The sequence below is a fragment of the Acidovorax sp. PRC11 genome (genome assembly GCF_031844105.1).
In the GTDB taxonomy this organism is placed as follows: Bacteria; Pseudomonadota; Gammaproteobacteria; order Burkholderiales; family Burkholderiaceae_C; genus Paracidovorax.
In genome coordinates, this window is sequence record NZ_JAUZUQ010000004.1 from 249,521 (window position 1) to 272,340 (window position 22,820).

22 protein-coding genes and 1 tRNA gene are annotated in these 22,820 nt (G+C 70.8%); 8 read left to right on the forward strand and 15 right to left on the reverse strand.

Annotated features, from left to right (window positions below):
- The first annotated feature begins 3 nt into the window (after window positions 1-3).
- The 3 genes from Q9R47_RS06765 (at window position 4) to Q9R47_RS06775 (ending at window position 2,222) form a co-directional block, all read left to right on the forward strand.
- A complete protein-coding gene (locus tag Q9R47_RS06765) occupies window positions 4-891 on the forward strand; it encodes a DUF429 domain-containing protein (RefSeq protein WP_311232441.1) in 888 nt (295 codons plus the stop codon).
- Window positions 892-1,032: 141 nt separating this feature from the next.
- Window positions 1,033-1,989: an alpha/beta hydrolase gene (locus tag Q9R47_RS06770; RefSeq protein ID WP_311232442.1), complete on the forward strand. Its 957-nt coding sequence runs from the start codon at window positions 1,033-1,035 to the stop codon at window positions 1,987-1,989.
- Window positions 1,989-2,222 (forward strand): hypothetical protein, encoded by a 234-nt coding sequence (locus Q9R47_RS06775; RefSeq protein WP_311232443.1) that lies wholly within the window; start codon window positions 1,989-1,991, stop codon window positions 2,220-2,222. Before Q9R47_RS06770 ends, Q9R47_RS06775 begins: the two co-directional genes overlap by 1 nt.
- Window positions 2,223-2,298: 76 nt before the next feature.
- Here the strand turns inward: Q9R47_RS06775 and Q9R47_RS06780 are convergent, their stop codons facing one another.
- Complete coding sequence (locus Q9R47_RS06780; RefSeq protein WP_311232444.1) at window positions 2,299-3,348, reverse strand: LacI family DNA-binding transcriptional regulator; 1,050 nt, start codon at window positions 3,346-3,348, stop codon at window positions 2,299-2,301.
- A 200-nt stretch (window positions 3,349-3,548) separates the two neighbouring features.
- Between Q9R47_RS06780 and Q9R47_RS06785 the strand changes: the two genes are divergently transcribed.
- The 3 genes from Q9R47_RS06785 to gabD all read left to right on the forward strand — a co-directional run bounded on the left by Q9R47_RS06785 (window position 3,549) and on the right by gabD (window position 7,666).
- Complete coding sequence (locus Q9R47_RS06785) at window positions 3,549-4,541, forward strand: tripartite tricarboxylate transporter substrate binding protein (RefSeq protein ID WP_311232445.1); 993 nt, start codon at window positions 3,549-3,551, stop codon at window positions 4,539-4,541.
- Window positions 4,542-4,753: 212 nt separating this feature from the next.
- Window positions 4,754-6,109, forward strand: a complete 1,356-nt coding sequence (gene gudD / locus Q9R47_RS06790; RefSeq protein WP_311232446.1) for a glucarate dehydratase — start codon at window positions 4,754-4,756, stop codon at window positions 6,107-6,109.
- A gap of 96 nt (window positions 6,110-6,205) precedes the next feature.
- On the forward strand, window positions 6,206-7,666 hold the full coding sequence (gabD, locus tag Q9R47_RS06795) for an NADP-dependent succinate-semialdehyde dehydrogenase (protein WP_311232447.1): 1,461 nt from the start codon (window positions 6,206-6,208) through the stop codon (window positions 7,664-7,666).
- A gap of 25 nt (window positions 7,667-7,691) precedes the next feature.
- Here the strand turns inward: gabD and Q9R47_RS06800 are convergent, their stop codons facing one another.
- The 7 genes from Q9R47_RS06800 to Q9R47_RS06830 form a co-directional block, all read right to left on the reverse strand.
- Window positions 7,692-8,297, reverse strand: a complete 606-nt coding sequence (locus Q9R47_RS06800) for a hypothetical protein (RefSeq protein ID WP_311232448.1) — start codon at window positions 8,295-8,297, stop codon at window positions 7,692-7,694.
- A 65-nt stretch (window positions 8,298-8,362) separates the two neighbouring features.
- Window positions 8,363-9,793, reverse strand: coding sequence for an amidase (locus Q9R47_RS06805; protein WP_311232449.1), 1,431 nt, complete (start codon window positions 9,791-9,793; stop codon window positions 8,363-8,365).
- Window positions 9,790-11,277 carry an ABC transporter substrate-binding protein gene (locus Q9R47_RS06810; RefSeq protein ID WP_311232450.1) on the reverse strand — a complete coding sequence of 496 codons (1,488 nt, stop codon included), beginning with the start codon at window positions 11,275-11,277 and terminating at the stop codon, window positions 9,790-9,792. The genes Q9R47_RS06805 and Q9R47_RS06810 overlap by 4 nt, the downstream gene beginning before the upstream one ends.
- Before the next feature lie 303 nt (window positions 11,278-11,580).
- A complete protein-coding gene (locus Q9R47_RS06815; RefSeq protein WP_311232451.1) occupies window positions 11,581-12,435 on the reverse strand; it encodes an ATP-binding cassette domain-containing protein in 855 nt (284 codons plus the stop codon).
- Window positions 12,432-13,511, reverse strand: coding sequence for an ABC transporter ATP-binding protein (locus tag Q9R47_RS06820; protein WP_311232452.1), 1,080 nt, complete (start codon window positions 13,509-13,511; stop codon window positions 12,432-12,434). The genes Q9R47_RS06815 and Q9R47_RS06820 overlap by 4 nt, the downstream gene beginning before the upstream one ends.
- A gap of 17 nt (window positions 13,512-13,528) precedes the next feature.
- The gene (locus Q9R47_RS06825) at window positions 13,529-14,428 is read right to left on the reverse strand and encodes an ABC transporter permease (RefSeq protein ID WP_311232453.1); all 900 of its coding nucleotides are present in this window, start codon (window positions 14,426-14,428) and stop codon (window positions 13,529-13,531) included.
- Window positions 14,428-15,390 carry an ABC transporter permease gene (locus Q9R47_RS06830; RefSeq protein WP_311232454.1) on the reverse strand — a complete coding sequence of 321 codons (963 nt, stop codon included), beginning with the start codon at window positions 15,388-15,390 and terminating at the stop codon, window positions 14,428-14,430. The genes Q9R47_RS06825 and Q9R47_RS06830 overlap by 1 nt, the downstream gene beginning before the upstream one ends.
- Window positions 15,391-15,620: 230 nt before the next feature.
- On the opposite strand from Q9R47_RS06830, the gene Q9R47_RS06835 reads away from it, so the two are divergent.
- Window positions 15,621-15,902, forward strand: coding sequence for a YfhL family 4Fe-4S dicluster ferredoxin (locus tag Q9R47_RS06835; RefSeq protein ID WP_311232455.1), 282 nt, complete (start codon window positions 15,621-15,623; stop codon window positions 15,900-15,902).
- Between the two features lie 124 nt (window positions 15,903-16,026).
- Here Q9R47_RS06835 and pth read toward each other — a convergent pair whose 3' ends face one another.
- The 7 genes from pth to Q9R47_RS06870 form a co-directional block, all read right to left on the reverse strand.
- On the reverse strand, window positions 16,027-16,659 hold the full coding sequence (gene pth / locus Q9R47_RS06840; protein ID WP_311232456.1) for an aminoacyl-tRNA hydrolase: 633 nt from the start codon (window positions 16,657-16,659) through the stop codon (window positions 16,027-16,029).
- 138 nt (window positions 16,660-16,797) lie between these two features.
- Complete coding sequence (locus Q9R47_RS06845) at window positions 16,798-17,430, reverse strand: 50S ribosomal protein L25/general stress protein Ctc (RefSeq protein ID WP_311232457.1); 633 nt, start codon at window positions 17,428-17,430, stop codon at window positions 16,798-16,800.
- A 169-nt stretch (window positions 17,431-17,599) separates the two neighbouring features.
- Window positions 17,600-18,559: a ribose-phosphate pyrophosphokinase gene (locus tag Q9R47_RS06850; protein ID WP_311232458.1), complete on the reverse strand. Its 960-nt coding sequence runs from the start codon at window positions 18,557-18,559 to the stop codon at window positions 17,600-17,602.
- A 44-nt stretch (window positions 18,560-18,603) separates the two neighbouring features.
- Window positions 18,604-18,680 (reverse strand) — tRNA-Gln (locus tag Q9R47_RS06855).
- A 31-nt stretch (window positions 18,681-18,711) separates the two neighbouring features.
- The gene (gene ispE / locus Q9R47_RS06860) at window positions 18,712-19,575 is read right to left on the reverse strand and encodes a 4-(cytidine 5'-diphospho)-2-C-methyl-D-erythritol kinase (RefSeq protein WP_311232459.1); all 864 of its coding nucleotides are present in this window, start codon (window positions 19,573-19,575) and stop codon (window positions 18,712-18,714) included.
- Window positions 19,576-19,583: 8 nt separating this feature from the next.
- Complete coding sequence (locus tag Q9R47_RS06865; protein ID WP_311232485.1) at window positions 19,584-20,102, reverse strand: lipoprotein insertase outer membrane protein LolB; 519 nt, start codon at window positions 20,100-20,102, stop codon at window positions 19,584-19,586.
- Window positions 20,102-21,907 (reverse strand): tetratricopeptide repeat protein, encoded by a 1,806-nt coding sequence (locus Q9R47_RS06870; RefSeq protein ID WP_311232460.1) that lies wholly within the window; start codon window positions 21,905-21,907, stop codon window positions 20,102-20,104. Before Q9R47_RS06870 ends, Q9R47_RS06865 begins: the two co-directional genes overlap by 1 nt.
- Before the next feature lie 29 nt (window positions 21,908-21,936).
- On the opposite strand from Q9R47_RS06870, the gene mutM reads away from it, so the two are divergent.
- Window positions 21,937-22,752 (forward strand): bifunctional DNA-formamidopyrimidine glycosylase/DNA-(apurinic or apyrimidinic site) lyase, encoded by an 816-nt coding sequence (gene mutM, locus Q9R47_RS06875; RefSeq protein ID WP_311232461.1) that lies wholly within the window; start codon window positions 21,937-21,939, stop codon window positions 22,750-22,752.
- Window positions 22,753-22,820: the final 68 nt, after the last annotated feature.

A 22,820-nucleotide genomic window follows, 5' to 3' on the forward strand; every position in this document is an offset into this window, starting at 1 on the left:
CCCATGGCCGCACCGGTGCCCCCTCCGATTCCGTCGCCGCCGTCCCCGACGTCCGGCCCGGTGCTGCTCGGCTGCGACTTCTCCAGCAGCCCCAGCCGCCGCAAGCCGATCGTGGTCGCGCTCGGCCACGAACGCGCGGCCCGGGTGGCGCTCGCCGCGCTGGAGCGCTTCGAAACGCTCGAATCCTTCGGCCGCTGGCTGGCCGCGCCCGGGGCCTGGGTGGGCGGGTTCGACATGCCGTTCGGGCTGCCGCGCGGCCTGCTCGCCGACCTGGGCTGGCCGATGGAATGGGAAGCCAGCATGGCGCACTACCGCGCCCTCACGCGGCCGCAGATCCGCGAGACCTTCGCGGCGTTCTGCGCGGCGCGCCCGGTGGGCGCGAAGTTCGCCCACCGCGCCACCGACGGGCCGGCAGGCTCCAGCACGTCGATGAAGTGGGTCAACCCGCCCGTCGCCTACATGCTGCACGCGGGCATGCCGCTGCTGATCGACGCGGGCGTGGAGATACCGGGGCTGCAGGCCGGCGATCCGGCGCGCGTGGCGCTGGAGGCTTATCCCGGTCTGCTGGCGCGCGAGATCCTCGGGCGGCGCAGCTACAAGAGCGACGAGGTGGCCAGGCAGACCGCCGACCGCTTCATCGCCCGCAAGGACCTGATCGCGGGGCTGGAGGCCGGTGCCACCCGCCTCGGCCTGCGGCTGGCGCTCACGCATGCCCAGCGGGACCTGCTGGCCGGCGATGCGAGCGGCGACAGCCTGGATGCCGTGCTCTGTCTCGTGCAGGCCGCCTGGGCGGCCCGGCAGCATGCGCGGGGCGATCCGCGCTACGGCCTGCCCGCGGGCATGGACCCGCTCGAAGGCTGGATCGTCACCGCGCCGTTCCCTGGCGCATGACACCGCCGTGGGCTGGCCGGTGGCGGCCGGCAGGGGCCGACGGTTTCGCACGGGCGACATCCGGGCTTTGCGCCGGCTTCACAGGGCGGCCGCACAATCCAGGCCGCACAGGCCGCAGTGGCTGCGGCGAAAGGATCCGGCATGCACCAGAGGACAGGAGCGACATCGGCGGCATGGCGCCGCGCCGCGCGGTCGGCGCTGGTCGCGCTCACGGTGATCGGCGGCGTGGCCGCGCAGGCAACCGGCCATGCGGACGGTGAGGGGCGCGCGCAGCGTGCGGCCCGGCAGGCGGACGGCGACGGCCCGTCCGGCGCTCCCTGGACGGCTCCCGCGGGCATGCGCTTCCTGCACGATGTGCCGTACGGAACCGATCCGCGCCAGCGCATGGACGTCTACCTGCCGGCCCGTCCGCAGGGGGCTCCGGTGGTCTTCATGGTGCATGGCGGCGCATGGCGGTACGGCGACAAGGCCGGCTCCACCGTCGTGCGCAACAAGGTGGAGCACTGGGTGCCGCGCGGTGCGGTGTTCGTGTCCATCAACTACCGCATGCTGCCGGACGCCGGCCCGCTCGTGCAGGTGCAGGACGTGGCCCGGGCGCTGGCCGAGGCGCAGCGCCTGGCGCCGCGCTGGGGAGCGGACCCGGACCGTTTCGTCACCATGGGCCATTCGGCGGGCGCGCACCTCGTCGCGCTGCTCGCGGCCCGGCCCGCGCTGCAGCGGGCAGCCGGCGTGCGGCCCGTGCTCGGCACGGTGGCGCTGGACAGCGCCGCCATGGACGTTCCCCGCCTCATGCGCACGCCCCATCCGAAGCTCTACGACCGTGCCTTCGGCACCGACCCGGCGCGCTGGCCCGAGGCTTCGCCGGCCGACCAGTTGCGGCAGAGCGCCCCGCCGTTGCTCGCCGTCTGCTCCAGCCGGCGCGCCATCGCCTGCGACCAGGCCTACCGGCTGGCTGCGCAGGCCCAGTCCGTGGGCATGCGGGCCGACGTGCTGCCGCAGGATCTGAACCACCTCGGCACCAACGAGCAGCTGGGCCTGCCGGGCGCGTACACCGACACGGTGGACGCGTTCCTGCGGTCCGTGGGGGCCGCGCCGTGATGCGTGCCGTCGCGACCCTGTCGGCCGCGGCCACGCTGGCCTGCGCGGCCCTGCTGGCGCCTGCCACGGTGCTGGGCGCACCCGCGCCCTGGTACTACTGGCGCAGCAAGGTGGATGGCCAGCGGGTGTGCGCGCAGGTGTCGCCCGGCCCGGGGTGGGAGCGCGACAGCGAGCCCTACCAGGGGCCCGGCTGCACGGCGCCCCGCAGGGTGTTCGTCATTCCGGTGCGCTAGCAGCAGGCCCCGCGGCCACGGGCCACGGCGGAAGCCTCTTGCGGCCCTCCTTGCGACCGGGCCCGGCAACGCCGGCTCAGGCGCTTTCGCGCTCGACGATCGAAAAGCCGATGTCGACGTGGGGCCGGGCCACCGATCGGCCTTCGGCACGATCGGCGATGAACGCGGCCGCCGTCTGTCCGATGCGCGTGCCGTCGATGCGCACGGTGGTCAGGCTGGGGGCGAGCGTGGCGGCGAACTCGATGTCGCCGAAACCCGCGACGGCCAGATCGCCGGGCACGGCGATGCCCCGGGTGCGCGCCTCGGTGAGCACACCCAGCGCCAGCATGTCGGAACTGCAGAACACGGCATCGGTGCGCGGCGCGGCTTCCAGCAGCGCGGCGAGCCCGGTGCGCCCCTGCGCATGCGAGGTGGGCGCCGGCACCCACTGCAGCGCCGGAGCCTCCAGTCCCAGCCGGCGCGCCGCCGCTGAAAACCCCTGCTGCCGGCGCGTGGCGCGTTCATCGTCGCCGCTGATCACGGCCAGTCGCCGGCGGCCGCGCGCGTGCAGGTAGGCGCACACGGCTTCTCCCAGGCGTTCGTGCGACAGTCCCACCAGCATGTCGATCGGCGTGGGCGTGGTGTCCCAGGTCTCCACCACCGGGATGCCGGACGCCAGCAGCAGCCTGCGCCCTTCGGGCGAATGCACCACGCCGGTGAGCACGATGCCGTCCGGCCGCCGCCCGACGATGGCGCGCAGCAGTTCGTCCTCGCGCGAGGCGGCGTAGCCCACCTCTCCGAACATGACCTGGAAGCCGCGCCCGTGCAGCGCATCGGTGAGTGATTGGATCATCTCCCCGAACAGCTGGCCGCGCGTGGTGGGCACCAGCGCCATGACGAGGTGGCTGCGCGAGGAGCGCAGGCCGCCTGCGACCAGATTGGGCACGTAGCCCAGCGCGGCGACGGCTTCCTGCACGCGGGCCCGCGTGGCCTCGCTCACCTGCGCGGGCGTCTTCAGCACGCGCGACACCGTGATCATCGACACCCCCGCGCGGTCGGCCACCTCGCGCAGCGTGACGGCGGCGCGCGCGGCGGAAGGCACGGAGGAAGGATCGGGCGGCCGGGAGCGGTCGGGAGGCGCGGACATGGGCCGAGTCTAGACCGCCGGGGCCCGGACTGTTCGGTCCAAACGATGGGACGGCGACGCTGCCCGAAAGCGGCGGCACAGGGTTAACCCGCTGCAACTCCTTGATGTTAACGTTAACATCTGCCCATAACCACCATAGAGATGGTATGTGCCGGCATGTCGCCGTGCACCGCGCATGCCATGAACCGGAGACATACGCCATGCCCCACATCGTTCCCTTCCGGCGCACGCTGTGCGTCGCCCTCTCCCTCGCCGCCGTGCTCTGCGCTGCCCAGGCCGCACGGGCGCAGACCGGCTGGCCCGACAAGCCGGTCACCATCGTCGTGCCGTTCCCGGCGGGCGGCTCCACCGACATGGTGGCGCGCGCCATGGCCCAGCACATGGGCGACCGGCTGGGGCAGAGCTTCGTCGTCGACAACCGGCCCGGCGCGACCGGCACCATCGGGGCCGGCCTCGTGAAGCGTGCCGCACCCGACGGCTATACCCTGCTGGTCTCCTCGCTCGGCGCCTTCGTGGTCACGCCGCACCTGCAGAAGAACGTGCCCTACGACGCCACCCGGGATTTCGACTACATCACCGTGCCCGTGCAGGCGCCCAACGTGCTCGTGGCGAACGTGGCGCAGAAGGCCCGCACGGTGCCCGAGGTGATCGCCCAGCTCAAGGCGCAGCCCGGCAAGGTGAGCTTCGCGAGTTCGGGCAACGGCTCTTCCGATCACCTGGCGGCCGAGGTGTTCTGGCAGCAGACCGGCACGCAGGGCCTGCACATTCCCTACAAGGGCGGCGCGCCGGCCATCAACGACCTGCTGGGCAACCAGGTGGACTTCTCGTTCCAGAACGTGAACGCCGTGCTGCCGCACATCCGCGCGGGCAAGCTGCACGCCATCGCCGTGACCGGCGGCCAGCGCTCGCCCGTGCTGCCCGACGTGCCCACGCTGGCCGAGGCCGGGGTGGCGGGGGCCGAGGTGTATTCGTGGCAGGGCATGGCCGCGCCCCGCGGCCTGCCGGCCGCCGTGAAGGACAAGCTCGCGGTTGCCGCCATCGCGTCGATGAAGGACCCCGCCGTGCGCAAGCGCATGGAGGAGCAGGGCCTGGAGATCGTGGCGAGCACGCCGGCCGAGTTCACCGCCTTCCAGGCGCGCGAATGGACGCGCTGGAAGCAGCTCATCGAAACCCGCAAGATCACCGCCGACTAGTGAACAGCACCTCCCTGAGCGGCTGCGCCGCTTCCCTCCGCTCTCGCCTTGCTTTGCACGGCGGGCAGAGGGATGCCGCCGGTGGCCCTGCAAAGCCGGTTCCACGGCGTCCGCTGGCGAGGCCTGCTCCGCGGCCATCGGACGGTTACAGGGCGCGCGTCGGACACGGCACCCAGCGGGCCGCCATACCCACTTTCCTTTTCTCATTCACCATGACATCTTCCGACAACCTCCAGGCCCCGGGCGCCACGCCCGTCATCACCGACCTGCGCGTCGTGCCCGTGGCCGGCCACGACAGCATGCTGCTGAACCTGAGCGGCGCGCACGGCCCGTTCTTCACGCGCAACCTGCTGATCCTGCGCGACAGCGCCGGCCGCACCGGCGTGGGCGAAGTGCCGGGCGGCGAGAAGATCCGCCAGACGCTGGAAGACGCGCGCGCGCTGATCGTGGGCCAGGGCGTGGGCAACCACCGCGCGGTGCTGAACGCGATGCGCGCGCGCTTCGCCGACCGCGACAGCGGCGGCCGGGGCCTGCAGACCTTCGACCTGCGCGTGACGATCCATGCGCTCACCGCCGTGGAGTCGTGCTTCCTCGACCTGCTGGGCCAGCACCTGGGCGTGCCCGTGGCCGCGCTGCTCGGTGACGGGCAGCAGCGCGACGCGGTGCAGATGCTGGGCTACCTGTTCTACGTGGGCGACCGCCACCGAACCGATCTGGCCTACCGAGACGAATCCGGCGCAGAGGACGACTGGTTCCGCCTGCGCAACGAGGAGGCGCTCACGCCCGAGGCCATCGTGCGCCTGGCCGAGGCCACGCATGCGCGCTACGGTTTCGCGGACTTCAAGCTCAAGGGCGGCGTGCTGCGCGGCGAGGACGAGGTGGAGGCCATTCGCGCGCTGCACGAGCGCTTCCCGCAGGCGCGCGTCACGCTGGACCCCAACGGCGGCTGGCTGCTGAAGGACGCCGTGCGCCTCACGCGCGACCTGCACGGCGTGCTGGCCTATGCCGAAGACCCGTGCGGCGCCGAGGGCGTGTATTCCGGCCGCGAGGTGATGGCCGAATTCCGCCGTGCCACCGGCCTGCCCACGGCCACCAACATGGTCGCCACCGACTGGCGCGAGATGTCGCACAGCCTGTCGCTGCAGTCGGTGGATATTCCGCTGGCCGATCCGCATTTCTGGACCATGGCCGGATCGGTGCGCGTCGCCCAGGTGTGCGAGGCCTTCGGACTGACCTGGGGCTCGCACTCCAACAACCACTTCGACGTGTCGCTCGCCATGTTCACCCACGTGGCGGCCGCGGCGCCCGGCAAGGTCACGGCCATCGACACCCACTGGATCTGGCAGGACGGCCAGCACCTCACGCGCGCGCCCTACCGAATCGAGGGTGGTCGGATCCAGGTGCCGCAGCGTCCCGGCCTGGGGCTGGAACTCGACATGGACGCGGTGGATGCCGCGCACCGGCTCTACCTGCAGCACGGCCTGGGCGCGCGCGACGATGCGGTCGCCATGCAGTACCTGGTGCCGGGCTGGCGCTTCGACAACAAGCGGCCCTGCATGGTGCGCTGAAGGACAGGGCACCGCCCGCCGGTTCGGGCGGATGCCCTACAGCCGCGCCCGGCGGGGCGCGATAGGGTCTCTCCGTTTCTTTCAGGAGACCCTTGCATGCTGAAGCTCAAGAACCCCGGCCTGCTGCGCGAGCAGGCCTATCTGGACGGCCGGTGGGTGGACGCCGACGACGGCGCCACCCTCGACGTCACCAACCCCGCCACCGGCGACACCGTGGCCCGCGTGCCGCGCATGGGCGCGGCCGAAGCCCGCCGCGCCATCGAGGCCGCGAACCGGGCCTGGGGCCCCTGGCGCCGTCGCACGGCCAAGGAGCGCGCCGCCATCCTGCGCCGCTGGAACGACCTGATGCTGGCGAATGCCGACGACCTGGCCGCCATCATGACCGCGGAGCAGGGCAAGCCGCTGGCCGAGGCCAAGGGCGAAATCGGCTACGCGGCCTCGTTCATCGAATGGTTCGCGGAAGAGGGCAAGCGCGTGCAGGGCGACACGCTGGCCTCGCCCGCGGCCGACAAGCGCATCGTGGTCCTGAAGGAGCCGATCGGCGTCTGCGCGGCGATCACGCCGTGGAACTTCCCGGCCGCGATGATCACCCGCAAGGCCGGCCCGGCGCTCGCGGCCGGCTGCCCGATGGTGCTCAAGCCCGCCAGCGCCACGCCGCTCTCGGCCCTGGCCCTCGCGGTGCTGGCCGAAGAGGCGGGCGTGCCGCCCGGCGTGTTCAGCGTGCTCACGGGAGGCTCCAGCGACATCGGCGGCGAGATGACCTCCAACCCGCTGGTGCGCAAGCTCACCTTCACCGGCTCCACCGAAACCGGCCGCGCCCTGATGCGCCAGAGCGCGGACACCATCAAGAAGCTCTCCCTCGAACTGGGCGGCAATGCGCCCTTCATCGTGTTCGACGACGCCGACCTGGACGCCGCCGTGCAGGGCGCGATCGCCTCCAAGTTCCGCAACGCCGGACAGACCTGCGTGTGCGCCAACCGCATCTACGTGCAGGCCGGCGTGTACGACGCCTTCGCGGAGAAGCTGGCCGAGGCGGTGCGGCGCCTGAAGGTCGGCAACGGCATGGACGAGGGCGTGGAACAGGGCCCGCTCATCGACGAGGCCGCCGTGAAGAAGGTGCAGGAGCACCTGCAGGACGCCGTGGACAAGGGCGCGCGCATCCTCACCGGCGGCAAGCCGCATGCGCTGGGCGGCACCTTCTTCGAGCCCACGGTGCTGACGGGCGCCACGCCGCAGATGCAGCTCTCGCGCGAGGAAACCTTCGGGCCCGTCGCGCCGCTCTTCCGGTTCGAATCCGACGAAGAGGCCATCCGCCTGGCCAACGACACCGAATTCGGGCTGGCGAGCTACTTCTACAGCCAGGGCCTCCAGCGCGTCTGGCGCGTGGCCGAGTCGCTGGAATACGGCATCGTGGGCATCAACACGGGATTGATCTCCAACGAGGTCGGCCCCTTCGGCGGCGTGAAGCAGTCGGGCCTGGGGCGCGAGGGTTCGCGCTACGGGATCGACGACTATCTGGTCATCAAGTACCTGTGCCTGGGTGGTATCGAGCCTTGAGCGCTGCGCTACTGTAGCGCGCCGCTCACCCCTCCACCAGCGCCACGTACGCCCGCCGCGTCTCGGGCGACACCGATTCCACGAGCTGCGCGTGCGGCGTGCGGTGGCGCGCGGCCATGCGCGCCGAGGCCACTGCCTTCGACTTGCAGAACCAGTGGCAGGTGTGCTGCATCAGCAGCAGCTCCGCCGTGAGCGTGAAGGCCTTGTCGCGCTGCGAGAGGCCGCGCTCGTTGTGGACGCCGCGCGCAATGCCCTGGGCATGCACGGCGAAGGCCTGGCGCAGGTCGAACGAGGCTGCGGGAAAGAGCTGCAGCGCGAACGGCAGGGCCACGGGGATGCGGCTCACGCGCGCCCTCTGCGGCTCCACCTTCGCGAAATCGGCGGCGAAGCGCTGGAACTGCTCGGCCAGCTGCAGTTCGGTGGTGCGCAGCAACTGCCAGATCTGGTCGCGCCGCGCTTCCTCCTTCTCGCCGAGCGCCCGCAGGTAGCCCTCGAGCAGGTTTTCCATGAGCTTCTCGATCTGGAACTGGGAGAGGTGGCTGCCGAGCAGGGCGATGCGGCGGCGTTGCTGGCGCACGTTCAGCATGTGCACGCCGGCGGCGATCAGGGCCGCCATGATCAAGGTATCCATTCGGGGGCTTCGGTGCGTGGAGGGAAAGAGAGGGGGAAAGCGGAATGCAGGCCAGGATGCCCGGCTCAGGCCGCCGGCGGCCGCGGCCATGCCGGCAGCGGGCCGCGGACCTGCTCGAACGCCCGCGCCACGCGCAGCACGCCGAGGTCGTCGAACCGCGGGCCGGCGATCTGCAGGCCGATGGGCAGGCCCGCGGCCGTGTGGCCGCAGGGCACCGACGCAGCAGGCTGCTCCGACATGTTGAACGGCACGGTGAAGGCGATGTGCTCCAGCGGGCGCAGCGGATCGTTGGTGGGCGAGGGCAGTTCGGCCGCGAAGGCCGGCATGGGCGCCACGGGCGAGAGCACATAGTCGAACGGCGCGCAGGCCCGCACCGTGGCCACGCGCGTGGCGTGGAACTGCTGGCTCGCGTGGAACACTTCCATGCCGCTCATGCCGGAGGCGCTTTCGGCCCAGGCCCGGATGTAGGGCAGCACGCGGTCGCGGCGCCCGGCGGGGAGGGTGCGCAGATCGGCCAGGGAGCGCATGCGCCAGAAACGGTCCATGCCGTCCAGCATGCCGCGCGTGAAGAAGGGCTCCATGGGCACCACGATGGCCCCGGCAGCTTCCATGCGCCGCGCGGCCTGCTCGATCGCCTCGCGCACTTCCGGCTCCACCGGCAGGCCGCAGCCGGCATCCAGCAGCAGGCCCAGCCGCAGACCGCGCAAGTGCGTGGGCGGCACTTCGGCGCCGTTCCAGTCGATGTCCTGCGGAGGCAGCGCCATGCTGTCGCGCGCGTCGGGGCGGCTCAGCACGGCCATCATGAGCGCCGCGTCGGCCACCGTGCGGGTCATGGGGCCGGCCGCGCGGCCGGTGTAGGGGGGATCGATGGGGATGCGGCCCAGGCTGGGCTTCAGGCTGAAGATGCCGCACCACGAGGCCGGCAGGCGCAGCGAGCCGCCGATGTCGGTGCCCACGTGCAGCGGCCCATAGCCGGCCGCCGCCGCCGCGCCACCACCTGCGCTCGATCCACCGGGCCCCCTGGACAGGTCCCATGGATTGCGCGCCAGCGGATGGAAGGACGACAGTCCGGACGAGAGCATGCCGTAGTCGGGCATGGTCGTCTTGGCCACGAACACCGCACCGGCCTCCCGCAGCCGGGCGGCGGGCGGTGCATCGGCAGGCGCGGGCGCCAGCTCGGTGGCCGCCGTGCCCAGCGGCGTCGGGTCGCCCTGCGTGGCGATGTTCTCCTTGACCGTGGCCGGTACGCCGTCCAGCAGGCCCAGCGGCTCCCCGCGCGCCCAGCGCGCCTCGCTCGCGCGCGCCTGTGCCAGCGCCGCGTCGGGCCGCAGCAGGTAGGTGGCGCGCAGGTGCGGCTCCCAGCGCGCGATGTGGTCCAGTACCGATCGCACGGTGTCCACGGGCGAGAGCGTGCGGGCGCGGTAGGCCGCGAGCAGCGCGTGCGCGGGCCAGTCGTGCAGCGGCACGGCGGAGAGCTGGTCGGTGCTGCTGCTCATGCCCACGACAGCGCCGAAAGATCGTTGGCGAAGATAGGCATGTCCTTCCAGAGCCCGCGCAGGTTCTTGTTCGCCACCGTGGCCCACTGTGCCTGGTAGAGGAAGGCGTGCACGCAGTCCTCCGCCAGCATCCGCTGCGCATCGCCCTGCAGCCGCGCGCGGTCGGCAGGGGCGCTCGCGGTCTTGATCTGCTCGTAGAGCGCATCGAAGCGCGGCGAGCGGTAGCCCCAGTAATAGTCGGGCTTCGCGAAGTTGCCCAGGTCGAACGGCTCCACGTGCGAGATCAGCGTGAGGTCGTAGTTCTTGTTCGTGTAGGTGCCGCTCAGCCACTGCGCCCATTCCACGTTCTGCAGCTTCGCGACGATGCCGACCTTGGCGAGCTGGGCCGCGATCACTTCGCCGCCCTGGCGCGCATACGGCGTCGGCGGCAGCGTCATCGTGAGTTCGAGCGGCGTCTTCACCCCGGCCTCGGCCAGCAAGCGGCGGGCTTTCTCGGGGTCGTGCGGGTTGACGCCCGTGGTGTCGACGTAGCCGAAGGCCCCCGGCACGTAATGGCTACCGATCGGCACGCCCAGCCCGTCGGCGCCGCCCTGGATCACCGCCTTGCGGTCGATGGCGGCCGCGATCGCGCGGCGCACGCGCACGTCCTGCAGCGGCTTGCGCTGGTTATTGATCGCCAGGATGGTCTTGGCGCGCGAACCGCTCACGATCACCTGGAAGCGCGGGTTCGCCTTGAACTGCGGCACGCTGCGCGGCGCCACGCGCGGGAACGCGTCCACGTCGCCCGCCATCAGCGAGGCCACCTGGGCGGCCGGGTCGGAGATGAAGCGGAACACCGCGCGGCGGATCTTCGCCGTGCCGGGCGTGCGGTAGCCGTCCCAGGCGGTCAGCGTGACCGAGGCGCCCTTGCTCCAGGCCGAGAACCGGTAGGGTCCGGTGCCGACGGGCCGGGTGGCGTTGCCGTCGGCGCTGCCGGGCTCGACGATCGCGGCCGTCGCCTGGCCGAGCAGGAACAGCAGGTCCGGCTCGATCTCCTGGTTCGTCACCACCACCGTGTGCTCGTCCACCACCCGCGTGGAGAGGTTCGCGAAGGTGCGCTTGTCCTTGTTGGTGCTCTTCTCGCCGGCCGCGCGGTCGAAGGCGAACTTCACCGCGGCCGCATTGAACGGCGCGCCGTTGTGGAACTTCACCCCCTGGCGCAGCCGGAAGGTGCAAGTGCGCAGGTCGGGCGAGATCTCCCAGCGCTCGGCCAGCAGCGGAGAAGTGCTGCCGTCGGCGTTGATCTTCGTGAGCGTCTCGAACACGTTGTAGAGCGTGATCTCGCCGATCGCTGACGCCGCGCCCGCCGTGGGATCGAGCCCCGGCGGCTCCAGCGTCATCGCCAGCACGACCGTGTCCTTGCGGCCCTGCGCCAGAGCGGGCAGCGGCAACGACAGGGCCAGCGGCGCGGCTGCGGCGAGGAGGGTGCGGCGGTCGATGGGCATCGCGGGGATCTCCGGGGGGCGGACAGGGAAAGAAGGAATCGGCGCGCGGCCGGTGGGCATCGCGCTGGCACAAAAGGTGGGTGCCGTTCACGCACGGGCGAGATGTATTTGTACACCACAGGCGTGCGTGCTGCTGGGACCCGTATCGGCCGGGGACGCAGTAGCGCTCTGCCGGGACGTCTCCATCTGGCGTCACAGCCTGGTGATCTTCGGCTGCCGGACGGCTGCCAGGTATTCATAGAGGTGGGCAGAACCTGGAAAACATGAAAATCTATGAATATTTCTCGGCGCCAATGAAAAACGTCAACGTGGCTGCAGCCTTGGCACTGCCCGAGGCACGGCCGCCACCAGCTCCCGGGTGTACGGATGCGATGGCGACCGGAACAACGCGTCCGGCGTGCCGCGCTCCACGATCTTCCCGGCCTGCATCACCACCACCTCGTCGCACAGGTGCCGAACGACGGCGAGGTCGTGGCTGATGAGCAGGTAAGTGAGTCCGGCGTTGGCCTGCAGATCGCAGAGCAGGTTCAGCACCTGCGCCTGCACCGAGACGTCGAGTGCGCTCACGGGTTCGTCGGCCACGACCAGCGCCGGGCGTGTCCCGATGGCGCGGGCGATGGCGATGCGCTGGCGCTGCCCACCCGAGAATTCGTGAGGATACTTGCCCGCATCCGCCGGGCGCAGGCCCACCTGGGCGAGCACCTCGGCCACGCGCTCGCGCAGCATGGGGCGCGGCAGCCCTTCCAATGCGCCGAGCGGCTCGGCCACGATGCGCTCCACGGTCATGCGCGGGTCCAGCGAACCATACGGGTCCTGGAACACCATTTGCACATCGCGCCGCGCCGCGCGCAGTTCTGCCGGCCGCAGCGCGTGCAGATCGCGCCCGCGCAGCCGCACGGTGCCGGCCGTGGGCGTATCGAGCGCCATCACCAGCCGCGCGAGCGTGGACTTGCCCGAGCCGGATTCGCCGACGACCCCGAGGCTGCGGCCCGCTGCCAGCGTGAAATCGATGCCGTCCAGTGCGCGCAGCCGCGGCACGGGGCCGAGCAGGCGCTCGCGCGGCAGGGCGTAGTCGCGCACCAGCCCGCGCACTTCCACGAGGGGAGCATCGGCCTGGAGGGCGCTGCTGCCGGGCGTCGGCGTGCCGTTCGCCGTCATGCGGGACCTCTCGGCATAGGGGATGCGGCTGCCACGTCATCCAGCCGGATGCAGCGCGCCTGGTGCCCGGGCCCGACGGCCATGGGCGCCGGCAGGCCGGCATGGCACTCGGAGATGGTGAACGCGCAGCGGCCCGCGAACGGGCAGCCGGAAGGCAGGTCCGCGATGTCCGGCACGGTGCCGGCGATGGTGGGCAGCCGTGGCCGCGCAGCACCACCGGGGGTGGCCATGCCATCGCTCCCGGCATCGCCGTCTTCGCGATCCTCCAGCCACTGCGGCCGCGCCGCGAACAGCCCGCGCGTGTAGGGATGGGCCCGGTGGGTGAACACCTCCGCCGTGGGGCCGCTCTCGACCACGCTGCCGCCATACATCACCAGCATGCGGTCGACGTTCTGCGCGATCACGCCGAGGTCGTGCGAGATCAGCACCAGCCCCATGCCGCGCTCGGCGACGAGCTCCGCGATCAGGTCCAGGATCTGCCGCTGCACCGTCACGTCGAGCGCCGTGGTGGGTTCGTCGGCGATCAGCACGTCCGGCCCGCAGGCCAGCGCCATCGCGATCGTGATGCGCTGGCGCTGCCCGCCCGAGAACTGGTGCGGATAGGCATCGAAGCGCCGGGCCGCCTGCGGAATGCCCACACGGTCGAGCAGCGCCACGGCCCGTGCGCGCGCTTCGGCACGCGGCAGGCGCAGGTGCCGGCGCATCGGCTCGGCCACCTGCGCGCCGATGGTGTGCACGGGGTTGAGCGCCGTCATCGGCTCCTGGAACACCATCGCGATGCGGCGGCCCCGCAGCCGTGCCAGGGTATCGTCGGGCTGGCCCAGCAGTTCCGTGCCGCCGAAGCGCACGCTGCCGCCGGCGCGCGCGCCTTCGGGCAGCAGCCCCATGAGCGCCATCGCCGTGAGCGACTTGCCGCAGCCCGACTCGCCCACCAGCCCGATCGCCTCGCCGCGCGCGAGCGTGAACGACACCTCGCGCACCGCGCGCGCCGGGCCACGCTGCGTCGGCAGGTCCACGGTGAGGCCGCGCACGTCGATCAGCGGATCGCCGCGGCTGGGGAGGGGGTAGGAAGGCACGTCCACCATGGTCCGCGTCAACGGCGGCGCGCCAGGCGCGGATCGAGCAGGTCGCGCAGCCCGTCGCCCAGCAGGTTCAGGCCGAGCACGGCCAGGGCGATCGCCACGCCCGGCCACACGGTCAGCAGCGGCGCCTGGAACATCAGCGTCTGCGCCTCGCTCAGCATGCGGCCCCACGACGGCTGCGGGGGCTGGGTGCCCAGGCCCAGGTAGGAGAGGGCGGCCTCGGCCAGGATCGCCAGCGCGAACTGGATGGTCGCCTGCACCGTGAGCACAGCCGCGATGTTCGGGAGCACGTGGTCCCATGTGATGCGCCAGGGGCCCTTGCCGCAGGCGCGCGCCGCCAGCACGTACTCGCGCGCCCACACGGCCTTGGCGGATGCGCGTGCCACCCGCGCGAAGGTCGGAATGTTGAAGATGCCGATCGCGATGATCGAATTCACCACGCCCGCGCCCCACACCGCCGTGAGCATGATCGCCGAGAGGATGGCGGGAAACGCGAAGGTGAAGTCCGCCAGCCGCATCACCGCTTCCTCCACCCAGCCGCGCCGCGCCGCCGCCAGCAGCCCGAGCGCCGTGCCCACGGTGAGCCCGATGCCCACGGCGATCACGCCCACGAGGATCGAATTGCGCGCTCCCACCAGCAGCAGCGATGCCACGTCGCGCCCGAAGGCATCCGTGCCCAGCCAGTGCGCCGCGCCCGGCGGGCGCAGGGCGGCATCCATGTCCATCTCGTAGGGCGAACCGGGCGTCCAGAAGAACGACAGCAGCGCCGCCAGCACCAGCAGCAGCGAGAGCGCTGCGCCCAGCGCGAAGCTCGGGTGGCGCAGGGCCTGGCGCCATGCGCCAGCTGGCGGGCGCCCGGCCACGGCCGGGGATGCTGCAGTAGGTGCGGAAACAGGAGTGCGCGCAGGCATCAGAGATCGCTCGCCTTCACGCGCGGATCGATGGCCGCATACAGCAGGTCCACCACGAAATTCACCACGATCACCATCGCGGCCAGCAGCATCACGCAGTTGCGCACCACCACCAGATCGCGGTTCGCGATCGACTGGAAGATCAGCCGTCCCAGCCCCGGCAGGTAGAACACGTTCTCGACCACGATCGTGCCGGCCAGCAGGTTCGCGAACTGCAGGCCCATCACGGTGACCACGGGAATCATCGCATTGCGCAGCACGTGGCCCCAGAGCGCGGCCTGCCGCGACAGCCCCTTGGCCCGCGCCGTTCGCACGAAATCCTCGCGCAGCACCTCCAGCACCGCGGAGCGCGTGATGCGCGCGAGGATGGCCGCCTGCACCACCGCCAGCGCGATGGCCGGCAGCAGCAGGGCCTGCAGCGCCTGCAGCGGCCCGCCGCCCGAGGCCTCCGTCCAGCCCGGGAAGCCGCCCGCCGAGAACCACTGCAGCTTCACCGAGAACAGCAGGATCAGCAGGATGGCGAACCAGAAGTTCGGGATCGCGATGCCGATCTGGGCGAGCGCCATCACGCCCACGTCGCCCCAGCGGCGGTGGTGCGAAGCCGCGTACACCCCGGCCAGCAGCGCCAGCACCGCCGTGATCGCCATCGCCATCAGCGCCAGCGGCACCGTGAGCGCCAGCCGCTCCAGCACCAGGTCGCGCACCGGCGTACCGTAGGCATGGCTCTCGCCCATGTCGCCCGAGAGCAGACCGCCGATCCATTGCGCATAGCGCATGGGAGCGGGCTGGTCGAGCCCCAGCTGCGCGGCCAGCGCCGCCACGGCTTCCGGGGAGGCGTCCGGGCCCATCATCACCTGCGCCGCGTTGCCGGGCAGGATCTCCAGCACAAGGAACACGACCAGCGACGCCGCGGCCAGCGTGGCCACGAACGTCGCAAGGCGCTTGAAGAGGAACATTCCCATGGCGGGCGTGCGGATGGACGGGAGGCGGAAGCGTGGTCGTGGTGCTCGGAGGCCCGGGGCCGGCATGGCCGCGGGCCCGGAAGGCGCAGCATAGCGGCAAACGCGCGCCGTGACGGCGTGCCGGGCCGACTGCCCGCAGGCACGCTGGCAGGCCCCTGCCGTGCCATGGGGATGGGCGCCTGGGATAATCGGGGCATGACGTCCGTATCCCGCACTGCCCGGAGGCATCCATGGCCCTGATGATCACCGAGGAGTGCATCAACTGCGACGTGTGCGAGCCCGAGTGCCCCAACCACGCCATCTACCTGGGCGAGGCCACCTACGAGATCGCGCCCGACAAGTGCACCGAATGCGTGGGCCATTTCGACGAGCCCCAGTGCGTGCAGATCTGCCCCGTCGCCTGCATCCCGGTGAACCCGCAGCACGTGGAGAGCCGCGAGACGCTTTGGCAGAAGTACCAGCGCCTCACGGGCGACACCGCCGGGGCCCCGGCGGGCGCGCGCGCGGAGTAGGGCGCTGGATGCGCCGCTGCCTGCCAGGGCGGGCGCGGTGCGTGCATCCGAGGCCACAGTGTCCCCACATGGCCTGCATGGCCGCTGCCGTGGCGGCAGGTGGGCGATGGAGACCGGGCCCCGCCTACCGCTGCGCAGGCGGCGTCGGCGGCAGCCCTTCCGGCCGCGGCGGCTTCGGGCGTGGCGGCTTGGTGGTGTGCACGAGCAGCGTGGCCTTTTCCATGTCGCCCGCCAGCATGGCCGGCGCGGCCTTGAGCGAATGCGCGATGCTGTCCTCGATCTGCGTGCGGTGGTCGGGCGAGGGCTTCTTGAGCACCCAGTTGGGCACCTCTTCCTTCACGCCCGGGTGCCCGATGCCGATGCGCAGGCGCCAGTAGTCCGGCGAGCCCAGCTGCGCATGGATGTCGCGCAGCCCGTTGTGGCCCGCATGGCTGCCGCCGCGCTTGAGCTTGGCCTGGCCCGGCACGATGTCCAGTTCGTCGTGGGCCACCAGGATTTCCTGCGGCTGGATCTTGAAGAAGCGCGCCAGCGCAGCCACCGACTTGCCCGACAGGTTCATGAAGGTCTGCGGCTGCAGCAGCCACACGCTCTGCCCGTTCACGCTGGCGCGGGCGACCAGCCCGTGGTAGGCCCGCTCGGGCACGAGGTGCACCTTCAGGTCGCGGGCGAGACCGTCGATCCACCAGAACCCCGCGTTGTGCCGTGTGGCGTCGTAATCCGGACCGGGATTGCCCAGGCCCACAAACAGTTTGATCATGGTGCGCGCGATTATCGGAGGAGCGCGGCGCGGCACGCTCGCTCCCAAAAGAGCAACGGCCCACGCGCCGTGAAGCGGTGGGCCGTAGGGGCCGGATGCCACCCGTGGGGCGGCCATCCGGTCAGAGGGCGCGAAGAATTACTTCTTGCCCTTCTTGGCGGGAGCGGCGGCCGGAGCTGCAGCGCCTTCGGCCGGAGCCTCGACTTCGGCCACCGGCGTCACGACGGACACCAGCACCGGGTTCTGCTGGCTGCCACGCACCACGGCGGACACGCCGCGGGGCAGCTTGATGTCCTTCAGGTGCAGCGAGCGGCCCTTTTCCAGCTTGCTCAGGTCCACGTTGATGAACTCGGGCAGGTCGGACGGCATGCAGGACACGTCCAGTTCGTTCGCCACGGGGTTGACCATGCACTTGTCGATCTTCACGGCCGGGGATTCCTCGGCGCCGGAGAAGTGCAGCGGCACCTTCATGTGCAGCTTGGTCTTCTCGTCCACGCGCTGGAAGTCGATGTGCAGCACCAGTTGCTTGAACGGGTGGTATTGCACGTCGCGCAGCAGGACCTTGCTGGTCTGGCCGGCCACTTCCATGTCCAGTACGCTGGAATGGAAGGCTTCCTTCTTCAGGGCGTGCCACAGGGCGTTGTGGTCCAGCTCGATGAGCTGGGGTTCGGCGGAACCGCCGTAGACGATGCCGGGCGTCTTGCCCGAATTGCGCAGACGGCGGCTCGCACCCGTACCTTGCTTGGCGCGCTCAAAAGCGACGAAGTTCATGTTTCACTCCTGTGGGGGCCTGCCGCGACCAGCGGGCCCTGCGTTGACGAAGGCCCGCGCCAGGATGGCTGCGGGCCCGTGGGGTTGTTCCCGAACGCGCAAGCCTCCCGAAGGAGGCTTGGCATCTGCTGCGCCGGGCCGGAGGGCCGGGGCAGGGGAGGACGGATCCTCAGTCCGAGAACAGGCTCATCACCGACTCCCCCTTGGCGATGCGCTGGATCGTCTCGGCGATCAGCGGTGCCACGGAGAGCTGGCGAATCTTGGTGCATCCCTTGCCGGTTTCGCTCAAGGGAATGGTGTTGGTGACGACCACCTCGTCGAGCGCATCGCCCTGGGAGATGCGGTCGATGGCGGGGCCCGAGAAGATCGGGTGCGTGCAGTAGGCGTACACCTTCTTGGCGCCGCGCTCCTTGAGCACCTCGGCGGCCTTCACGAGCGTGCCGGCCGTGTCGATCATGTCGTCCATGATCACGCAGTTGCGGCCTTCGATCTCGCCGATCACGTGCATCACTTCCGAGACGTTGGCCTTCGGGCGGCGCTTGTCGATGATGGCCAGGTCGCAGCCGAGCTGCTTGGCGAGGGCCCGTGCGCGCACCACGCCGCCCACGTCGGGGGACACGACGATCAGGTCCTCGTAGTTCTTCTGGCGCAGGTCGCCGAGCAGCACGGGGGACGCATAGATGTTGTCCACCGGGATGTCGAAGAAGCCCTGGATCTGGTCGGCGTGCAGGTCCATCGTCAGCACGCGGGCGACGCCGACGGCCTGCAGCATGTTGGCGACGACCTTGGCCGAGATCGGCACGCGCGTGGAGCGCGGACGGCGGTCCTGGCGGGCATAGCCGAAATAGGGGATCACGGCGCTGATGCGCTCGGCGGATGCGCGCTTGAACGCATCGACCATGATCAGCAGTTCCATGAGGTTTTCGTTCGTGGGGGCGCAGGTGGACTGCACCACGAACACGTCGCGGGCGCGGACGTTCTCTTTGATTTCGACGGTGACTTCTCCGTCGGAGAAGCGGGCCACATCGATGGCGCCGAGGCTCGTGCCGAGATGCCGGGCGATGTCAGCGGCCATGCCAGGATTGGCATTGCCGGTGAAAACCATGAAGTCGGGGTGGTTGGCTTGCATGCGAGACCCAGCAGTCTGAAGTAAATGCCTGAAGCAAAAAGCTTTGGCAGGGGAAGAAGGATTCGAACCTTCGCATGCCGGAATCAAAATCCGGTGCCTTAACCAGCTTGGCGACTCCCCTACACAGGTTGACTGCCTGATGGCAATCCACCTCAATCTTCATCTGCTGCCCACCCTGCAAGGGGGTGGAGCCTCAGATTATCACATACTTTTGCCCTCCATCCGGTGGGCAGATCGAATAAATCGATCGCATGTGTCATTTGCGCAAACACCGCACTTCCCGAGCCGGTCATGCGGGCCTGCAATCCTTTGTCTTCCAGCCATCGGATGGCTTGGGAAACTTCGGGGCAGAGCTGTTCCGCGACCGGCTGCAGTACGTTTTTACCAAATTGGTAGCGTGCTGCAGCAAAGCCTGAGATTGTAGCACGCTGCGAATCGCGTTCCAGAGAAGGAGACGAAAAAATCGATTTCGTATCCAGTCCGGCTGCGGGTTTGACCACCACGAACCGGCTCCGGGGCAGCGCGTGCACGTTCTCGAGCGGCGTGATTGTCTCACCGATTCCTTCCACCCAAGCGTTCCTGCCGCGCAAAAAGAAGGGAATGTCGGCCCCGAGCGACAGACCGATGCGTTCCAGCGCCGCGCGTCCCAGATGCACGCCCCAGAGCCGGTTGAGCGCGATCAGCGTGGTGGCGGCATCCGAGGAGCCGCCGCCCATGCCGGCCTGTGCGGGAATGGATTTCTCCAGCGTGATGTGCGCGCCCTGGCGCGTGCCCGTGGCCTGCTGCAGCGCGCGGGCCGCGCGGGTGCAGAGGTCGTCGGCCGGCAGGGCGGCACCCCCATCGAGATCCTCGCGGCTGATGCCGCCGTCCGCGCGCAGTTCGACGTGCAGCGTGTCGCACCAGTCGATCAGCATGAACGCCGACTGCAGCAGGTGGTAGCCGTCGGGCCTGCGCCCGGTGATGTGCAGGAACAGGTTGAGCTTGGCCGGGGCGGGCAGGTCGTGGATCGCGCGCATGGAGTGGTTCAGCGGTCCAGCACGATGCGCAGCGTGGCCTGGGGCAGGGGGCTCTGGCGCTGGGCGGTCAGACGCCCGTCGTCCAGCCTGCCGAGGTTCACCGTCCATCCCGGCACGTCCACCGCGTCGCCCTGCAGCCAGGCAAAGAGCGCCGCGACCGGCAGGGCGCTGCCCGTCAGTTCCTCCACCAGCGCGTCGAGCGACGGCGAGGTGCGGCGCTCGCCGCCCTTTTGCAGGATGGCGCCCGAAGGGGACCATTCCAGCGTCGCGAGCACGTTGCCCAGCGGATTGAGCAGCACGAGTTCCCCCTGCCGCGCCTCTCCGCTCAATTCGAAGCCGGCGCTGACCGGCGCCACGTCCGGGTCGTCCACCTGCAGCGCCATGCGGCCGTTCCATTGCCGCACGCCGACGCGCGCCTGGGATGCCGGCCGGGGCGGCGTGGCACAGCCCGCCAGCAGCACGAGCGCGCCTGCCGCCAGTCCGCCGAGCAGTCCGCGGCGCTGCCCATCCATCGTCGCGGAGCGCATCACGGGTTGGCCTTCAGCCGCTTCAGCGTTTCCTGCAGCGTGTCGTTGTCCTTGTTCAGGCGCAGGCCGGTGCGCCACACCTCCAGCGCCTTCTCGCGCTCACCCAGGGTCCACAGCACCTCGCCGAGGTGCGCCGCGATTTCGGGATCGGGCTGGCGCTGGAAGGCCTCGCCCAGCAGCCGGGCCGCTTCGGCGTGGTTGCCCATGCGGAATTCCACCCAGCCCAGGCTGTCGGTGATGAACGGATCCTTCGGAGCGAACTCCAGCGCCTTCGCGATCAGCTGCCGGGCCTCCGGCAGGCGGATGCCGCGCTCGGCGAACGAATAGCCGAGCGCGTTGTAGGCGTGCTGGTAGTCGGGGCGCTTCTCGATGATCTGGCGCAGCAGCCGCTCCATGGCATCGAGGTCGCCGGCCTTCTCCGCCAGCATGGCCTGGTCGTACACCAGGTCGTAGTCGTCGGGCGCGAGCGCCACGGCCTTGCCCTGCACCTCGAAGGCCTGCTTGTACTGCTTGGCGTCGCGCAGCAGCTGCGCTTCGGCCACCAGCTTCAGGCGCTCTTCCTGCGCGTTGCGGGCCGGCAGCCTGCGGATCACTCCGACGGCCTCCTGCAGCTTGCCCTGGCGCGCCAGCAGCGAGGCACGCCGCGCCTGCGCCGCGAGCAGCTCGGAGGCGTTGTCGACCTTGGCGAGCCAGGATTCCGCCTGGGCGAGATCGCCCCGCTTCTCCGCGATCTGGGCGCGCAGCAGGTAGGCCTGGTTCATCGCCGCCTTGCGCGGGTCGCCGGGCGGGTACGACTGCAGCAGGCGCTCGAACTGGTCCAGCGACGCCTCGGCTTCGGGCAGCCGGTCCGACTGCAGCGCCAGCGAGGCCTTGAGCAGCCACGCCTCGGCCATGTCCGGCGCTTCGCGGGTGAGCGTGTCCAGCTGCGCGCCGGCTTCCGCGAAGCGCTGCAGGTTGAGCAGCACGCCCGCGTAGGCCATGCGGATCTGGGGCTGCGGCTTGCCGGCCATGTAGCGGGTCACGAGCGGCTCGGCCTGGGCCTCGCCCGCTTCGAGCAGTTGCAGCGCGAGCAGCGCGGCGCTGTCCAGCGGCGCCTCCTGGGCCTGGGCCTGGCGGGCCGCCTCCAGCGCGCCCTTGCGGTCGCCCGCGGCGAACCGCATGCGGCCGATCGTGGTCCAGGCGACGGGGCCGGCCGCGGGGTTCTGCAGCTGGTCCGCCAGCGCCTTCTCGACGATGCCGGCGGCGGCCGCCTTGTCCGAGGCGCGCCCGTACAGCTGCGGAATGGCCTGCAGGGTGAGCAGCTTGTCCTGCGCCGGCGACTGGGCGAGTTCCTGCTTGAGCAGGTCGCCCGTCTCCTGGATGCGGTTCAGGGCGATGAGGATCTGCAGCACGTAGCGGTTGGCCTCGCGCGACTGCGGCTGGGCTTCCTTCCAGGCACGCGCCGCGGCCAGGGCGTATTCACCGGAGCGCGACTGCAGCGCGATGTCCGTGGCGCGCCGGTACAGCTGGCCGTCGCCGCTGCGGCGCGCGGCCTCCAGGATCAGCGCGTAGCCGGAGCCCGGATCGCCGCTGCTGGTGCTGAGTTCGCCGACCAGGATGTCGTAGAACAGCTCGGCGTCGAGCGCGGCGCGCGACTCGCTGCTGGGAATGGTTTCCGCTTGCAGCTCGACCTGCTTCGCCCGCGCCGGCGGGGGCGGTGGAGCTGCGGGTGCCGCGAGGGAAGGCGCCGCTGCGGCGCACAGTGCGCACAGAAATGCGGCACTCCGGAAACGATGTGATGGCTCCATCGGACCATAATAATCCATGCCCGACCTCGTTCCAGGAGCCCGTCCGCATGCCTGAGTTGCCCGAAGTGGAAGTCACGCGCCGCGGCGTGGCGGACGCCATGGCCGGAGCGGTGATCGAATCCGTCGTGCTGGGCAAGGCGCTGCGCTGGCCCCTGGGCCGCGCGCCCGACACCTTGCTCGGCCTGCGGATCGTCGCGGTGCGCCGCCGCGGCAAGTACCTGCTCGTGGACCTGGACCGTGGCCTGCTGCTGGTCCACCTGGGCATGTCCGGCAGCCTGCGCTTCGACCGGCTGGCGGAGCCGCCCGGCATCCACGACCACTTCCTGATGGCGACCAGCCAGGGCACCCTGCGGCTGAAGGACCCGCGCCGGTTCGGGGCGGTCGTCTGGGCCGATTCCGAGACCAGCCCGGAAGCCGTCCGGCTGCTGGGGCGCCTGGGCGTGGAGCCGCTGGAAGACGCCTTCACGGTGGAGGGTTTCGCGGCCGCGCTGCGGGCGAGCCGGCTGCCGGTCAAGCAGTTCCTGCTGGGCGGCAAGGCGGTGGTGGGGGTGGGGAACATCTATGCCTCCGAGGCGCTCTTCCTCGCGGGCATCCGGCCGACCGTGCGGGCCTCGTCCATCGGGCCGGTGCGCGCGCGGCGGCTGCACGCGGCCATCCGCTCGGTGCTGGCGCGGGCCGTGGAGCGCGGCGGCAGTACGCTGCGGGACTTCGCAGGGGTGGACGGCAACGCCGGGCATTTCCAGCTGGAGGCGCACGTCTATGGCCGCGAGGGCCTGCCGTGCCGCACCTGCGGCACGCCGATCCGCGCGATCCGGCAGGGCCAGCGCAGCACGTACTATTGCATCCAGTGCCAGAAGCCCTGATCTACGGAGGCAATGCCGGCCGGGGTGCTGATATATTTTGACCTTGCCGGCGCAGCCGGGATGCAGCA